The organism is Microtetraspora malaysiensis (genome assembly GCF_050947145.1).
GTDB lineage: Bacteria > Actinomycetota > Actinomycetes > Streptosporangiales > Streptosporangiaceae > Microtetraspora_A > Microtetraspora_A malaysiensis.
This window is the reverse complement of record NZ_CP191998.1, coordinates 8,843,773-8,859,077: the sequence shown is the minus strand read 5'-3', so window position 1 is coordinate 8,859,077 and position 15,305 is coordinate 8,843,773. Positions and strand designations below refer to the sequence as shown.

At 64.7% G+C, this 15,305-nt stretch carries 9 protein-coding genes and 3 rRNA genes; 7 read left to right on the top strand and 5 right to left on the bottom strand.

Annotation, left to right across the window (positions count from 1 at the left end; genetic code table 11):
• Nucleotides 1–7: 7 nt before the first annotated feature.
• Nucleotides 8–454: an RpiB/LacA/LacB family sugar-phosphate isomerase gene (locus ACQP1V_RS41245; protein ID WP_067137949.1), complete on the bottom strand. Its 447-nt coding sequence runs from the start codon at nucleotides 452–454 to the stop codon at nucleotides 8–10.
• Between the two features lie 48 nt (nucleotides 455–502).
• Here ACQP1V_RS41245 and ACQP1V_RS41240 point away from each other — a divergent pair, with 48 nt between their 5' ends.
• Nucleotides 503–2,908: a lysylphosphatidylglycerol synthase transmembrane domain-containing protein gene (locus ACQP1V_RS41240; RefSeq protein ID WP_433416900.1), complete on the top strand. Its 2,406-nt coding sequence runs from the start codon at nucleotides 503–505 to the stop codon at nucleotides 2,906–2,908.
• 60 nt (nucleotides 2,909–2,968) lie between these two features.
• Here the strand turns inward: ACQP1V_RS41240 and mgrA are convergent, their stop codons facing one another.
• Both mgrA and ACQP1V_RS41230 read right to left on the bottom strand, forming a co-directional pair.
• The gene (mgrA, locus tag ACQP1V_RS41235; RefSeq protein WP_433416897.1) at nucleotides 2,969–3,994 is read right to left on the bottom strand and encodes an L-glyceraldehyde 3-phosphate reductase; all 1,026 of its coding nucleotides are present in this window, start codon (nucleotides 3,992–3,994) and stop codon (nucleotides 2,969–2,971) included.
• Nucleotides 3,991–6,048 carry a S9 family peptidase gene (locus ACQP1V_RS41230; protein ID WP_433416894.1) on the bottom strand — a complete coding sequence of 686 codons (2,058 nt, stop codon included), beginning with the start codon at nucleotides 6,046–6,048 and terminating at the stop codon, nucleotides 3,991–3,993. Before ACQP1V_RS41230 ends, mgrA begins: the two co-directional genes overlap by 4 nt.
• A gap of 594 nt (nucleotides 6,049–6,642) precedes the next feature.
• On the opposite strand from ACQP1V_RS41230, the gene ACQP1V_RS41225 reads away from it, so the two are divergent.
• The 4 genes from ACQP1V_RS41225 to ACQP1V_RS41210 all read left to right on the top strand — a co-directional run bounded on the left by ACQP1V_RS41225 (nucleotide 6,643) and on the right by ACQP1V_RS41210 (nucleotide 12,757).
• Nucleotides 6,643–8,164, top strand: a 16S ribosomal RNA gene (locus tag ACQP1V_RS41225).
• Between the two features lie 371 nt (nucleotides 8,165–8,535).
• Nucleotides 8,536–11,639, top strand: a 23S ribosomal RNA gene (locus tag ACQP1V_RS41220).
• 88 nt (nucleotides 11,640–11,727) lie between these two features.
• Nucleotides 11,728–11,844, top strand: a 5S ribosomal RNA gene (rrf, locus tag ACQP1V_RS41215).
• Together the 16S, 23S and 5S rRNA genes form the textbook arrangement of a ribosomal RNA operon.
• Before the next feature lie 502 nt (nucleotides 11,845–12,346).
• A complete protein-coding gene (locus tag ACQP1V_RS41210) occupies nucleotides 12,347–12,757 on the top strand; it encodes a VOC family protein (protein WP_433219836.1) in 411 nt (136 codons plus the stop codon).
• 47 nt (nucleotides 12,758–12,804) lie between these two features.
• On the opposite strand, the gene ACQP1V_RS41205 is transcribed toward ACQP1V_RS41210, so the two are convergent.
• Nucleotides 12,805–13,608: an aminotransferase class IV family protein gene (locus ACQP1V_RS41205; protein ID WP_433416891.1), complete on the bottom strand. Its 804-nt coding sequence runs from the start codon at nucleotides 13,606–13,608 to the stop codon at nucleotides 12,805–12,807.
• A gap of 108 nt (nucleotides 13,609–13,716) precedes the next feature.
• On the opposite strand from ACQP1V_RS41205, the gene ACQP1V_RS41200 reads away from it, so the two are divergent.
• Entirely contained in the window at nucleotides 13,717–14,061 is a 345-nt protein-coding gene (locus ACQP1V_RS41200; RefSeq protein WP_067139795.1) for a MerR family transcriptional regulator, read from the top strand.
• A gap of 41 nt (nucleotides 14,062–14,102) precedes the next feature.
• Here ACQP1V_RS41200 and ACQP1V_RS41195 read toward each other — a convergent pair whose 3' ends face one another.
• Nucleotides 14,103–14,489, bottom strand: coding sequence for a winged helix-turn-helix transcriptional regulator (locus tag ACQP1V_RS41195; RefSeq protein WP_433416888.1), 387 nt, complete (start codon nucleotides 14,487–14,489; stop codon nucleotides 14,103–14,105).
• Between the two features lie 100 nt (nucleotides 14,490–14,589).
• On the opposite strand from ACQP1V_RS41195, the gene ACQP1V_RS41190 reads away from it, so the two are divergent.
• Entirely contained in the window at nucleotides 14,590–15,264 is a 675-nt protein-coding gene (locus ACQP1V_RS41190; protein WP_433416885.1) for an NADPH-dependent F420 reductase, read from the top strand.
• Nucleotides 15,265–15,305 lie beyond the last annotated feature (41 nt).

Sequence of the window (15,305 nt, the reverse complement as noted above, 5' to 3'; positions counted from 1 at the left end):
GGTAACTTTACGAGGCGCCTTCCAGCTCTTTCAGCAGGCCGATGTTCGCCCGGTCGTCCTCGGCGGTGCTCGGACCGGTGGAGAACCAGGCGTCGAGGATCTCGGTCAGCAGCTGCCGCGAGGTCAGGCGGAGGCTCAGCGCGAGCGCGTTCGCGTCGTTCCAGGTACGGGCACCCGCGGCGGTCGCGGCGTCCACGCACAAGGCGGCGCGTACGCCCGGTACCTTGTTCGCGGCGATCGAGGCGCCGGTTCCGGTCCAGCAGCACACGATGGCCTGGTCGGATCGGCCGGCCGCGACGTCGCGGGCCGCCTGCGCGCAGCACCAGGCCCAATCTGTCCGGCCACCGGGGGCCAATGCTCCATAGAGTGTGACTGAATGACCGCGCCGCTCCGCTTCGGTCACGATCTGTGACGCTATGCCGTCAAGGCTGTCCGAGGCGAGTGAAAGTCGCATGCATCGATTGTGGACACGGAGTGCGAAGATCGCACAGAATCGCTGGTGGTGAGGGGCATAAAGGAGAAGAACACGACGGCGGAGACTCCTGATTCCGGAGCCGTCCTCGTCGTCGAGCCTCTACTTCCCCAGCGCATCCGCCGCCCATCCGATGCCCTGCGCTTCCTGCTCAGCCTGGTCACGCTCGCCGCCGTGGTGCTGCTCGCCCTCGCTCTGCAGCGCACCCTCAACGGCCTGGAGACCGACGTCCAGGCGGGGACCGGCCGCGCGCCCGACGTGCTGTCGTCCGCCGCCGGGCTGCTCGGCGGCATCTCCGTGCTGATCGTCCCGATGGCCTTCGCCGTCGAACGGGTCTTCCACCGTGACGGCATGCGCGTCACCCAGGGGCTCATCGCCGCCATCCTCGCCCTGCTGATCTCGTACACGCTGGACGAGTGGCTGATCGGCTCCGGAGCCGAGGACCTCAAACAGCTCCTCACCGGGGGCAGGGAGGTCGAGCCGCTCAACACCGTGCTCACCCCCGCCATCGCGTACGCCACGGCGGTGCGGATGACGCGCCGGCCACGCTGGCGCACGCTGATGGCCGGGGCGATCGTGCTCGACGTGTTCGCCCTGTTCACCGCGACCAAGGTGACGGCCCTCGGCGTGATCGTCACCTATGTCGTCGGCCTCGCCGTCGGCTACGGCACGCTGTACGGCATCGGCAGTGCGAACACCCGGCCCCCGGGCAGCGCAGTGATCCACGCGCTCAGACGGCTCGGCTTCGCCCCCGTGAGCGGGCGGCGCGTCGAGGACGACGGCGCCGGCAGCCGCCGCTACCTCGTCGGCCTCGCCGGCGGCGCCCAGCTCGACGTGACGGTCCTCGACCGGGACCGGCAGGTGGCCGGCATCGCGTACCGGCTGTGGCGTCGGGTGTGGCTGCACCCGGACACGCGGCGGCGGGCGATCCGCTCGCTGCGCGCGGAGCTGGAGCGCGAGGCCCTGATGGCGTACGCCGCGCAGGCGGCGGGGGCGAACCTGCCGAGCCTCCTCGGCACCAGCGAGGTGGGCACCGAGGCGGCGCTCCTCGCGTACGAGCATGTCGGCAGCCGCCCGCTGGAGGAGCTCCGCGACGACGAGATCGACGACGCGCTGCTCGCCCAGATCTGGGAACAGGTGCGGCTGCTCCAGGCGCACCGGCTCGCCCACCGCCACCTCACCGGCGAGAGCATCCACGTGGACAAGGACGGCCGGGTGCTGCTCGTCGACGCCAGAAGCGGCGAGATCGCGGCCGGCGACCTGCTGCTCCGCCTCGACCTGGCCCAGCTCCTCGCCTATCTCGGTCTGCGCGTGGGGCCCGAGCGCTCGGTCGCCTCGGCCGCCGCCGTGTTCGGCGCGGACACGCTGGCCGGGGCGCTGCCGCTGCTGCAGCGGATCGCGCTCACCCGCGGCACCCGCGCCGCCTCCCGCAAGGAGAAGAACCTGCTGCCCGCGCTGCGCGAGCAGATCGCGGCGTTGAAGCCCCAGGTCGCGGTGGACGAGGTCCGGCTCGAACGCTTCCAGCCCCGGACGCTGGTGACGATCATCGCGAGCGCGCTCGCCGCGTACTTCCTGCTGTCCCAGCTCAGCAAGGTCAACCTGGTGTCGGTGGTGCTCACCGCGAACTGGGCCTGGGGCGGCGTGGCGCTCGTCGGCGCCGCGCTCAGCTACCTGGCCGCCGCGATCATGTTGCGTGGGTTCGTTCCGGAGCAGCTGCCGCTCGGGCGGACCATGCTGGTGCAGTTCGCCGCGTCGTTCGTCAAGCTGGTCGCGCCCGCCGCGGTCGGCGGCGTCGCGATTAACACCCGATACCTGCAGAAACGCGGCATCCCGCCCGGGCCGGCGGTGGCGAGCGTGGGCGCGTCCCAGCTCGTCGGCCTGATGTGCCACATCCTTCTGCTGCTGCTCTTCGGATATATCACCGGCACCCAGGCCGCGCCGTCCCTCACCCCGTCCCGGGGCCTGCTGATCGCGCTGCTCGCGGTCGCCGTGCTCAGCCTGATCGTGCTGGCCGTACGGCCGCTGCGCCGGTTCGTGACCGTACGACTGCGGGCGATGTTCTCCGGCGTGGTGCCCCGGCTCCTCGACGTGCTGCAGTCGCCGTCCAAGATCGTCGAGGCGCTCGGCGGGACGTTGCTGCTGACGATCGCCTTCGTGCTCTGCCTCGACGCGTGCGTACGGGCGTTCGGCGGCGATCTGAGCTTCGCCGCGATCGCCGTGGTCTTCCTCACCGCCAACGCGATCGGCTCGGCCGCGCCCACGCCGGGCGGCCTGGGAGCCGTCGAGGGCGCGCTCTCCTTCGGCCTCACCGTCGCGGGCCTGCCCGGATCGGTGTCCCTGTCGGCCGTGCTGCTGTACCGGCTGATGACGTTCTGGCTGCCCGTGCTGCCCGGCTGGGCGTCCTTCGCCTGGCTCCAGCGGCACAACGCCCTGTAGTGCGTACGGCCCGCCTCCGGTGTACCGGAGCGCGGGCCGTACAGGCAGGGGCGGGCGCGATCAGCCGGCGCTGGAGGCGGCCCAGAGGTTGATGCCGGCCTCGACGGCGTCCTTGTCGATGGCGTCCAGCTCGTCCGACGAGAAGCCGAGCCGCCGCACCGCGTCGAGACTGTCGTCGAGCTGGGCGACGCTGCTCGCGCCGATCAGCACGGAGGTCATCCGGCGGTCCCGCAGCGCCCAGGCGAGGGCCATCTGGGCGAGCGTCTGGCCGCGCTCCTTGGCGATCTCGTTGAGCGTGCGGATGTGCCGCAGCGACTCGTCCGTGAGCAGGCTCGGGTCGAGCGACTTGCCCTGCGCGGCGCGCGAGTCCCGCGGGATGCCGTTCAGGTAGCGGTCGGTCAGCATGCCCTGCGCCAGCGGAGAGAACGCGATGCAGCCCACGCCCTCCTGCTCCAGGGTGTCGAGGAGGCCGCCCTCGATCCACCGGTTGAGCATGGAGTACGACGGCTGGTGGATGAGCAGCGGCGTCCCCATCGAGCGCAGGATCTCCGCCGCCTCCTTCGTCCGCTCCGGCGAGTACGACGAGATTCCGGCGTAGAGGGCCTTGCCCGAACGCACCGCGTGGTCGAGCGCCCCCATCGTCTCCTCAAGGGGCGTCTCCGGGTCGAACCTGTGGCTGTAGAAGATGTCCACGTAGTCCAGGCCCATCCGCGAGAGCGACTGGTCCAGGCTGGACAGCAGGTACTTCCGCGACCCCCACTCGCCGTACGGCCCGGGCCACATGTCGTAGCCCGCCTTCGTCGAGATCACCAGCTCGTCGCGATATTTCGCGAAATCTTCGCGGAAGAGGCGGCCGAAGTTGATCTCGGCGGAGCCGTACGGCGGGCCGTAGTTGTTGGCCAGGTCGAAGTGGGTGACGCCGCGGTCGAACGCCCGGCGCAGGATGGCGCGCTGGGTGTCGATCGGCTTGTCGTCGCCGAAGTTGTGCCACAACCCCAGCGAGATCGCGGGCAGCTTCAGCCCGCTCCGTCCGGTCCGGTTGTACGGCATGGGGCCATAGCGGTCGGCGGCCGCGGTGTACGTCATTCGGTCACTCCAGCTCGGTCGAGGATCCAGGACAGCGCGAAGGCCTCTTCACGCCAGGCGTCGTACCGGCCGCTCCTGCCGCCGTGGCCCGCGCCCATCTCGGTCTTGAGCAGGAACGGCCCGCCCTGTGCGGTGGCACGCAGCTTGGCGATCCACTTGGCCGGCTCGTGATAGAGCACGCGGGTGTCGTTCAAACTGGTGATCGCCAGGATCGGCGGGTACGGCCTGCCGTCGATGTTCTCGTACGGGGAGTACGACTTCATATAGGCGTACACGTCCGGATTGTGCAGCGGATCGCCCCACTCGTCCCATTCGATGACGGTCAGCGGCAGCGACGGGTCCAGAATCGTGTTCAGCGCGTCCACGAACGGCACCTCGGCGACGATCCCGGCGAACTCCTCCGGCGCGACGTTGGCGACCGCGCCCATGAGCAGCCCGCCCGCGGAACCGCCCCGCGCGATGATCCGGCTGGACCAGCCCGCGGCCTTGAGGTGCCTGGCGCAGGCCACGAAGTCGGTGAACGTGTTCTTCTTCCTGGTCAGCTTGCCGTCCTCGTACCAGCCGCGGCCCATCTCGCCGCCGCCCCTGACGTGGGCCACGGCGAAGACGAACCCCCGGTCGAGCAGCGAGAGCCGGGCCACCGAGAAGTACGGGTCGATCGAGGTCTCGTAGCTGCCGTAGCCGTACAGGAGGGTGGGGGCGGGCCGCTCGGCGCCCTTCCTCATCACGATCGAGATGGGCACGCGCGTGCCGTCCTCGGCCGTCGCCCACTCGCGGAACTGCTCGTAGTCCCCGGGCTCGTACCCGCCGAGCACGGGCCTCCTCTTCAGGAGGATCAGCTCGCGCGAGGCGAGGTCGTAGTCGTAGACCGAGGGCGGCGTGATCATCGAGGTGTAGCCGAGCCGCAGCCGGGAGGTCTCGAACTCGGGGTTCCCCGACGGCGCGACGTCGTAGAGCGGCTCAGGGAACGCGATCTCGTACGGCTCGCCCCCGTCGCCCGGCAGGATCCTGATGCCGGTCAGCCCCTCCCGCCGGAAGTGCACGACGATGTGGCTCTTGAAGGCGTCCACGTCGAGCAGCCGGGTGTCCTCGCGGTGCTCGATGAGCGGCGTCCACGTGCCCGGGTCGTCGAGCGGCGCGGTGGCCAGCTCGAAGTTCCGGGCGCCGTCGTTGTGCAGGACCAGGAAGCGGTCGCCCGCGTGGTCGAGGTCGTACTCGACGCCGGTGCGGCGGGGCCGCACGACGGTGAACTCGCCGGTCGGGTCGTCCGCGTCCAGCACGCGGACCTCACTGGTGATCTTGCTGCCCGCGCTGAGGACGAGGTACCGCCGGCTGCGGGTCAGCCCGATGCCGATCCAGAACCGCTCGTCGTCCTCCTGGTAGACGAGGACGTCCTCGTCCGACCCCAGCGTGTGCCGGTGGACGCGGTACGGACGCCACGCCTCGTCGATGGTCGTGTAGAAGAACGTCGAACCGTCCGCCGACCAGGCTCCGCCGTAGAAGATGCCGGGGATCTCGTCGGGCAGGAGCTCGCCGGTGCGCAGGTCCTTGAACCGCAGCGTGAAGCGCTCGTCCCCGGAGAAGTCGGTGGAGTACGCGAGCATCGTGCCGTCCGGGCTGATGGCGCTGGTGCCGAGCGCGAAGAAGGGGCTGTCACCGGCCAGCTCGTTCCCGTCCAGGAGGACCTGCTCCCCGGGGAGAGGCTCGCCGGCCGTCACCGCGGGCGGAACGTCCCCGTCCGCGGCGATCCGGCACTGGATGCCGTACTGCTTGCCCTCTTCGGTGCGCGAGTAGTACCACCAGGCGCCCTTGCGGGTCGGGACCGACAGATCGGTCTCCTGAGTGCGGGCCTTGATCTCCTGGAAGACCTTCTCCTGCAGATCCTTCAGGTGGCCGGTCGCCTCCTGCGTATAGGCGTTCTCCGCCTCCAGGTAGGAGATCGTGTCCGCGTCGTCCTTCTTGAACAGCCACGCGTACTCGTCGATCACGGTGTCTCCGTGATGCGTGCGGGTGGTGGGGACCTTCTTCGCCACAGGCGGCATATCGCTGCTCACGGGCCGAGTCTATGGTCGGCCCCCGCGCTGTCGAGGCCCTCCGATTCGTACGGCATGGGCCTCGCCGGAGCCGCGGGCGTCGGTGATCCGTACTCGGTCACTCCGGAGGACTGCTAATCTTTTGCTGTCGGCAACGCCCGGCACAACCCCTTCCGATCACTTCGGTGATCAGGCATGGGCGCGTGCGGGACACGCCGACAACCCCTTAAAACACGCTGGTCCTGAAAAAGTGTTTGCGAGAACATCTCGGGCCTGGTAAGTTAGAGGGGTTGCCCCGGAAACGGGGCGGCTGCGATTCCTCTGGAGTTGCGCGGTTTGGGTCAAGTGCTCCGAAATGGGGCGGTTTGACACGGACCGGGCGACACGGAAGAATAGTAAACAGAAAGAACGAAGCGAATAACGCCCCGGAGCGGATGGCTCGGTTTCGAGTCTGAGGTGATGGTGGTCGCGTCCGTTTCTTGAGAACTCAACAGTGTGCTAAAAGCCAGTGCATGATGCACAACCCCGTCCTTACCTGCATCTTCGGGTGTGGGGGGATGGATTCCTTTGGTTGACATTCATGTCGAATGTTGGCCAGGAAAAACTCGAAAACATTGTTTGGAGAGTTTGATCCTGGCTCAGGACGAACGCTGGCGGCGTGCTTAACACATGCAAGTCGAGCGGAAAGGCCCTTCGGGGTACTCGAGCGGCGAACGGGTGAGTAACACGTGAGTAACCTGCCCCTGACTCTGGGATAAGCCTGGGAAACTGGGTCTAATACCGGATATGACTACTTCGGGCATCCGATGGTGGTGGAAAGTTTTTTCGGTTGGGGATGGACTCGCGGCCTATCAGCTTGTTGGTGGGGTAGTGGCCTACCAAGGCGACGACGGGTAGCCGGCCTGAGAGGGCGACCGGCCACACTGGGACTGAGACACGGCCCAGACTCCTACGGGAGGCAGCAGTGGGGAATATTGCGCAATGGGCGAAAGCCTGACGCAGCGACGCCGCGTGGGGGATGACGGCCTTCGGGTTGTAAACCTCTTTCAGCAGGGACGAAGTTGACGTGTACCTGTAGAAGAAGCGCCGGCTAACTACGTGCCAGCAGCCGCGGTAATACGTAGGGCGCAAGCGTTGTCCGGAATTATTGGGCGTAAAGAGCTCGTAGGTGGCTTGTCGCGTCTGCCGTGAAAGCTTAGGGCTTAACCCTAGGTCTGCGGTGGATACGGGCAGGCTAGAGGCTGGTAGGGGCAAGCGGAATTCCTGGTGTAGCGGTGAAATGCGCAGATATCAGGAGGAACACCGGTGGCGAAGGCGGCTTGCTGGGCCAGTTCTGACGCTGAGGAGCGAAAGCGTGGGGAGCGAACAGGATTAGATACCCTGGTAGTCCACGCTGTAAACGTTGGGCGCTAGGTGTGGGGACCTTCCACGGTTTCCGCGCCGTAGCTAACGCATTAAGCGCCCCGCCTGGGGAGTACGGCCGCAAGGCTAAAACTCAAAGGAATTGACGGGGGCCCGCACAAGCGGCGGAGCATGTTGCTTAATTCGACGCAACGCGAAGAACCTTACCAAGGTTTGACATACACCGGAAAGCCTCAGAGATGGGGCCCTCTTCGGACTGGTGTACAGGTGGTGCATGGCTGTCGTCAGCTCGTGTCGTGAGATGTTGGGTTAAGTCCCGCAACGAGCGCAACCCTTGTTCCATGTTGCCAGCACGCCCTTTGGGGTGGTGGGGACTCATGGGAGACTGCCGGGGTCAACTCGGAGGAAGGTGGGGATGACGTCAAGTCATCATGCCCCTTATGTCTTGGGCTGCAAACATGCTACAATGGCCGGTACAGAGGGTTGCGATGCCGTGAGGTGGAGCGAATCCCTAAAAGCCGGTCTCAGTTCGGATTGGGGTCTGCAACTCGACCCCATGAAGTCGGAGTCGCTAGTAATCGCAGATCAGCAATGCTGCGGTGAATACGTTCCCGGGCCTTGTACACACCGCCCGTCACGTCACGAAAGTCGGCAACACCCGAAGCCCGTGGCCCAACCGGTTTTCCGGGGGGAGCGGTCGAAGGTGGGGCTGGCGATTGGGACGAAGTCGTAACAAGGTAGCCGTACCGGAAGGTGCGGCTGGATCACCTCCTTTCTAAGGAGCATCTGGCTTCTACCGGCTTGACGTTGGTAGTTGTCCATGTCGTGTTCATCGGCGAGTGTCCGATGCGCGGCGAGCTCATTAGTGGAGCACTGGTTATTCAGTTGGTTCGGGTTTCCGGGCTGCTAGTACCGTCTGACCGTTCCTCGTTTCGAGGTTTGGTTGGGAGTGGGAACGTGGTTGTCGGGGGGCTGGGGCTGGCTGGGCACACTGTTGGGTCCTGAGGGAACGGGCGTTTGCTTGTCTCTCGTTGACGGGACCGGTCTTCTGCCATACCTGCCGGGTTTTCTGGTGTTGGTGGCGGGGTTGATTCGGTTGGCTGTTTGTTGTTTGTGAATTGCATAGTGGACGCGAGCATCTTTTGTGGCCAAGTTTTTTAGGGCACACGGTGGATGCCTTGGCATCAGGAGCCGATGAAGGACGTGGGAGGCTGCGTTAAGCCTCGGGGAGTCGCCAACCAGACGTTGATCCGGGGATGTCCGAATGGGGAAACCTAGCACCAGTTATGTGGTGTTGCCTCCGCCTGAATGTATAGGGCGGTTGGTGGTAACGCGGGGAAGTGAAACATCTCAGTACCCGTAGGAAGAGAAAACAAGAGTGATTCCGTGAGTAGTGGTGAGCGAAAGCGGATGAGGCTAAACCGTGCATGTGTGATAGCCGGCAGGCGTTGCGTGTGCGGGGTTGCGGGACCCTCTGGCAGTCTCTGCCGAGACTGCGAGAAGTGATAAACCTGTGGGATAGTCGAAGCCTCTGGGAAGGGGCGCCGTAGACCGTGAGAGCCGGGTAGACGAAATTTTGCAGGCTTCTTGAGGGGATCCCAAGTAGCACGGGGCCCGAGAAATCCTGTGTGAATCTGCCAGGACCACCTGGTAAGCCTAAATACTCCCTGATGACCGATAGTGAACGAGTACCGTGAGGGAAAGGTGAAAAGCGCCCCGGTGAGGGGTCGTGAAATAGTACCTGAAACCGTGTGCCTACAAGCCGTAGGAGCGTAGACGTCTTCGGGCGTCTGTGATGTGACTGCGTGCCTTTTGAAGAATGAGCCTGCGAGTTATGGTGTGTGGCGAGGTTAACCCGTGTGGGGGAGCCGTAGCGAAAGCGAGTCTGAATAGGGCGTTTGAGTCGCATGCTGTAGACCCGAAGCGGAGTGATCTACGCATGGGCAGGTTGAAGCGTGGGTAAGACTGCGTGGAGGACCGAACCCACCAGGGTTGAAAACCTGGGGGATGACCTGTGTGTAGGGGTGAAAGGCCAATCAAACTCCGTGATAGCTGGTTCTCCCCGAAATGCATTTAGGTGCAGCGTTGCGTGTTTCTTGCCGGAGGTAGAGCACTGGATGGCCGATGGGCCCGACAAGGTTACTGACGTCAGCCAAACTCCGAATGCCGGTAAGTGAGAGCGTGGCAGTGAGACTGCGGGGGATAAGCTTCGTAGTCGAGAGGGAAACAGCCCAGATCACCGACTAAGGCCCCTAAGCGTGTGCTAAGTGGGAAAGGATGTGGAGTTGCTGTGACAACCAGGAGGTTGGCTTAGAAGCAGCCACCCTTGAAAGAGTGCGTAATAGCTCACTGGTCAAGTGATTCCGCGCCGATAATGTAGCGGGGCTCAAGTACACCGCCGAAGTCGTGGCACTCACACGTTTGTGTGGGTGGGTAGGGGAGCGTCGTGCGACCGGTGAAGCGGCGGAGTGATCCAGCCGTGGAGGTTGTGCGAGTGAGAATGCAGGCATGAGTAGCGAATCAGAAGTGAGAAACTTCTGCGCCGGATGACCAAGGGTTCCTGGGCTAGGCTAATCCGCCCAGGGTAAGTCGGGGCCTAAGGCGAGGCCGACAGGCGTAGTCGATGGATAACGGGTTGATATTCCCGTACCCGCTGTGATGCGCCCATATCGAATCCAGTGATACTAAGGGTCCTTAACCCCTGCTGTCCTTCGGGATGGTGGTGAGGGTGAACGCCTGGCCTGATCTGGTAGTAGGTAAGCGATGGGGTGACGCAGGAAGGTAGCCCATCCCGGGCGATGGTTGTTCCCGGGGTAAGCATGTAGGGCGGCAGATAGGCAAATCCGTCTGCCATGTAGCCTGAGATGTGATGCCGAGCCGATTGTGGTGAAGTGGGTGATCCTATGCTGCCAAGAAAAGCCTCTAGTGAGTGTCGTAGCGGCCCGTACCCGAAACCGACTCAGGTGGTCAGGTAGAGAATACTAAGGCGTTCGGGTGAACTGTGGTTAAGGAACTCGGCAAATTGCCCCCGTAACTTCGGGAGAAGGGGGGCCTCTGTTGGTGTAGGAGTTTTCCTCCGAAGCTGGTGGAGGCCGCAGTGGCCAGGGGGAAGCGACTGTTTACTAAAAACACAGGTCCGTGCGAAGTCGTAAGACGATGTATACGGACTGACGCCTGCCCGGTGCCGGAACGTTAAGGGGACCGGTTAGTGTGCCTTCGGGTATGCGAAGCTGAGAACTTAAGCGCCGGTAAACGGCGGTGGTAACTATAACCATCCTAAGGTAGCGAAATTCCTTGTCGGGTAAGTTCCGACCTGCACGAATGGCGTAACGACTTCCCCGCTGTCTCAACCACAGACCCGGTGAAATTGCACTACGAGTAAAGATGCTCGTTACGCGCAGCAGGACGGAAAGACCCCGGGACCTTCACTACAGCTTGACATTGGCGTTTGGAGCGTCTTGTGTAGGATAGGTGGGAGACTGGGAAGCCTCGACGCTAGTTGGGGTGGAGTCATTGGTGAAATACCACTCTGGTCGTTTTGAACGTCTAACCCGCGCCCGTGTATCCGGGTGGGGGACAGTGTCTGGTGGGTAGTTTAACTGGGGCGGTTGCCTCCTAAAGAGTAACGGAGGCGCCCAAAGGTTCCCTCAGCCTGGTTGGTAATCAGGTGTCGAGTGTAAGTGCACAAGGGAGCTTGACTGTGAGACTGACGGGTCGAGCAGGAGCGAAAGCTGGGACTAGTGATCCGGCATCGGCTTGTGGAAGCGGTGTCGCTCAACGGCTAAAAGGTACCCCGGGGATAACAGGCTGATCTTCCCCAAGAGTCCATATCGACGGGATGGTTTGGCACCTCGATGTCGGCTCGTCGCATCCTGGGGCTGGAGTAGGTCCCAAGGGTTGGGCTGTTCGCCCATTAAAGCGGTACGCGAGCTGGGTTTAGAACGTCGCGAGACAGTTCGGTCCCTATCCGCTGCGCGCGCAGGAGACTTGAGAGAGGCTGTCCCTAGTACGAGAGGACCGGGACGGACGAACCTCTGGTGTGCCAGTTGTTCCGCCAGGAGCACGGCTGGTTGGCTACGTTCGGAAGGGATAACCGCTGAAAGCATCTAAGCGGGAAGCTCGTCTCGAGATGAGGTCTCCCACCCTTTGTGGGGTAAGGCTCCCGGTAGATGACCGGGTTGATAGGCTGGAAGTGGAAGCGCGGTAACGTGTGGAGCTGACCGGTACTAATAGGCCGAGGACTTGTCCATAGATGTTCGCGTCGACTATGCGATTCAGAGACTGCAAACAGTCCTGCCCGCTGTGATGGTGGGTGGCTGGTTGTGTGTTTCATAGGGTTACGGCGGTTATAGCGGTTGGGAAACACCCGGTTACATTCCGAACCCGGTAGTTAAGCCTTCCAGCGCCGATGGTACTGCACTCGGGAGGGTGTGGGAGAGTAGGACGCCGCCGGACAATTTTTTGTGAGGAAGGGCTACCCCTTAACAGGGGTGGCCCTTTCTTCGTTTTTCGGGGGCTGTTTTCTCGCCGGCTGGTTGGGGTTGTGGCCGCTCGCGGCTGGCGGCTTGTTGTGCGTGGTTGTGGTTGTTGGGGTCCGGTGGGGCCCTTTTTTATTGTCGGTGTTGGTCGCCGGCAGGTCTTTTCTGTGCGCGGCTGGTGGTTTCGGGGGCGGGGTTGTGGGTCGCTGGCCGGGGCTGGTGGTGGTGTCGTGTCGGCGGTGGTTTGTGTGGTGGGTGTTTTGGGGGGTCCGGTGGGGCCCCTTTTTTGTTTTGGGGCTGTTTCTTCGGTGGGGTGGTGGTGCTGCCCTTAGCCGTGCCGCAATGGTCGAGCGGCTACGGCAGTGGCTTTGTGGCGGGGGTATCCATCCCGGGAAGGAACCGCCTGGTGAGGATGTCGTGGTGCCGAATGGCTGAGACGGGGTACCAGGCGCAGGCAGAGAATGACGGAGGGAACGCTCATGGCTGATCCGCCGACGACCGGGATGTTGCACCACGTCGAGCTGTGGGTGCCGGATCTGCGCCGAGCCCTGGTCAGTTGGCAATGGCTGCTGGAAGTCATGGGCTACACGCTGTTCCAGGAGTGGCCTGAAGGCCGTAGCTGGCGGCTGGGATCCGCCTACATAGTCCTGGAGCAGTCTCCTGCCCTCACTGACGGGCGTCATGATCGCTGTCGGCCTGGCCTGAACCATCTGGCCTTCCACGTCGAGAGCCAGGTCCTGCTTGACGCTCTGGTCGAGCAGGCACCCGCGCACGGCTGGACGCTGTTGTTCCCTGAACGTCACCCCTACGCAGGCGGCGGTCAGCACTACGCCGCGTACTTGGAGGACGCGGACGGGTTCGAGGTGGAGCTCGTCGCAGGCGATTTCTGAGGTCCCGTTGTCACCCGGTGGAGACCGACACGAAGCGGGTCGGTGCCTCAGGGTGCGGTGCGTGGCTCGGCGTGCCAGGCCTGGTGCAGCACTTCTTGGAACGACGGCGCTTCAGGCATGGGCACGGTGCCGATCCGGTGTACCGGCACCCCCGGCGTCCATGAGTTCATCACCACGGCCCCGGCCAGCCGCGGCAGGTCAGCGGGCGTTACCTCCTGGACACGCTGGGGTACGCCAAGGAGATCCAGCTGGCGGCGAAGGATGGCCATCGTGGTCCCGATCAGCATCTCGGCCTCCGGCCACACCACCGCCGTGCCGTCCCAGAAGGCCAGATTCCAGATCGTCCCCTCGCTGAGCCGGCCCCGGTGGTCGACGAAGGCGGCGTCATCGAAGCCCTGCCCGACGGCCTGCCGAAGGAGGTAGGTCTTGGCCACCTCTCCGACGTGCTTCACCGCTGGGAGTACCCGTTCGTGCTCGACCACCGCCAGCGCGAGAGGGCCCTGTGGACCGTCTGCCGCCAGTCCGGTGCGTACCAGCAGTTCGGGCTCCAGATCAGTGTCGGCTGCGGTGAACTCGCCCGCCGACGAGTACACCGTGGCCGTCAGCGAGAGGTCGGCGGGTCCTGCGTCCAGGGCCTTCCGTAGAAGGGTCCGCACTCGGTCGTGGGGCAACGCGCGCCCGAACAGCTCCACAGAGGCTGAGCGCAGCCGGTCCAGGTGGAGGTCCAGTCCCCGGATCCGGCTCCCGCGTACCTGCATGGCGGTGAAGTGGGCGTAGCCCGCGAAGGCGAGCGGCGCCAACTCCGCAGCGCTCGCGGCCTGGCCGTTTCGTTGTACGACAAAAGACGGCATACCTCGCTCCAGTGGTACAGATTGCATATGCGGACGGAATGCCCGCTCACGAGGTGACGTTAGGGCGTGACATCGGTGGCAGGGTCAACCTCAGGTGGAGTGAGTCGCATGCTGATCGGGGAGTTGTCCCGGCGTACCGGGGTCAGCCGGCGGCTGCTGCGCTATTACGAGGCGCAGGGCCTGCTTGATACCGAGCGCGGTTCGAACGGCTACCGCTACTACGACGAGGAGTCAGTCGTCACTGTGCGGCAGGTGCGTGGGCTGCTGAACGCGGGCCTGTCGACCGAGGTGATCCGTTCGGTACTGCCATGTGCGCGGGGCGAGCGCCCGGACTTCGAATGGTGCGCGGAACTGTGGGACATCCTGAACGGGGAGCTCGCGGTCATGGACGAGCGCATCGACGGCCTCCAACGTAGCCGCGGCAGGCTGGCCGACTACCTGACGCGCTCCTGATCATCAGGACAGCGGAGCCGACCGTGGGTGCGCCCTTGTGGCTACCCGGGCGTCGGCTGCGTCAGTTCGGCGCGTTCCTGGGCGACGGAAAGCTCGTCACCGTGCTCGAGAATCCAGCGCCCGAGCGCCCGCATCGGGCCGTCAACCAGGCTCTCGCCCAGGTCGGTCAGGCCGTAGTCGACGCGAGGCGGGGCCGCGGAGTAGGCCCGTCGGTCGACCAGGCCGTTGGCGAGCAGGCGGTGCAACGTCTCGGTCAGCACCTTGTCGCTGATGCCGCCGATCGCGGAGCGCAGCTCGCGGCGTCGATGCGGACGCGAACGTAAGGCCGCGAGTACGACGGGATCCCATGTGTGGGCGAAGAGGTCGATGGCCGCGCGCAGGCGGCAATCGGCGACCAGTTCGTCGCAGTGCGCCTCGTGATCACTCATCCTGCCTTCTATTGTCGTGCGTTCGTCATGCACTGATCGGTGCGTAACGGGCTTACTACCGTGGCCCCAACGATCTCTGCTTGGGAGAGGGGAGAGACCGATGCGAATCGGGATCTTGGGGACCGGAACACTGGCGGAGGCGCTGGGTGAGGGCTGGGCCCGCGCAGGACATGAGCTGGTGATCGGTGGGCGGTCGCACGCCAAGGCGCGGACGTTCGCTGATCGGCTCGGCCGGGGCGTACGCGCTGTCGCGCCGCGTGAGGTGGTCACCGGACGGGATGCGGTGCTGCTCGCGGTGTCATGGGACGGCGTCGATGAGATGCTGCGAAGCGCGGGCGCGTCCGAGGGCTTGTTGGCGGGGACCCCGTTGATCGATCCCACGAATGCCGTCGAGCACGGTGTCGGTGTGTCGCTGCCCGGTCGTGGTGAGGCGATGGCTGAGCGAATCGCCGCACTCGCTCCGGGAGCGCATGTCGTCAAAGCCTTCCACCTGTTTCCGGCCGAGCAGTGGACCAGGGCGCCCGGCAAGGACGAGCGTCCGGTGACGGTGGCGATGTGCGGCGACGATCCGGCGGCGCTGCAGATGGTCAGCACGCTGGTGCGTGATGTGGGCGGGGTGCCGGCCGTTTTGGGCTCGCTGGATCGTGTCCGTCAGCTTGAGGAGGTCGCGGGCTTCGTCATCGGGCTGGCTTTCGCGGGCGTTGATCCCGCCTCCGCCGTTCCGCGTGTCCCGTCACCGGCGACGCCGCCACCTGCCACGGAATCTCTTGGGTAGGTCCGTGTCCCAGCGCGTAGTCCTGCCATGGGCTCAACGCC

Coding starts and splice junctions, on each gene's coding strand:
- ACQP1V_RS41245 (WP_067137949.1), bottom strand. CDS start 454: ATGCGACTTTCACTCGCCTCGGACAGCCTTGACGGCATAGCGTCACAG.
- mgrA (WP_433416897.1), bottom strand. CDS start 3,994: ATGACGTACACCGCGGCCGCCGACCGCTATGGCCCCATGCCGTACAAC.
- ACQP1V_RS41210 (WP_433219836.1), top strand. CDS start 12,347: ATGGCTGATCCGCCGACGACCGGGATGTTGCACCACGTCGAGCTGTGG.
- ACQP1V_RS41205 (WP_433416891.1), bottom strand. CDS start 13,608: ATGCCGTCTTTTGTCGTACAACGAAACGGCCAGGCCGCGAGCGCTGCG.
- ACQP1V_RS41200 (WP_067139795.1), top strand. CDS start 13,717: ATGCTGATCGGGGAGTTGTCCCGGCGTACCGGGGTCAGCCGGCGGCTG.
- ACQP1V_RS41195 (WP_433416888.1), bottom strand. CDS start 14,489: ATGAGTGATCACGAGGCGCACTGCGACGAACTGGTCGCCGATTGCCGC.
- ACQP1V_RS41190 (WP_433416885.1), top strand. CDS start 14,590: ATGCGAATCGGGATCTTGGGGACCGGAACACTGGCGGAGGCGCTGGGT.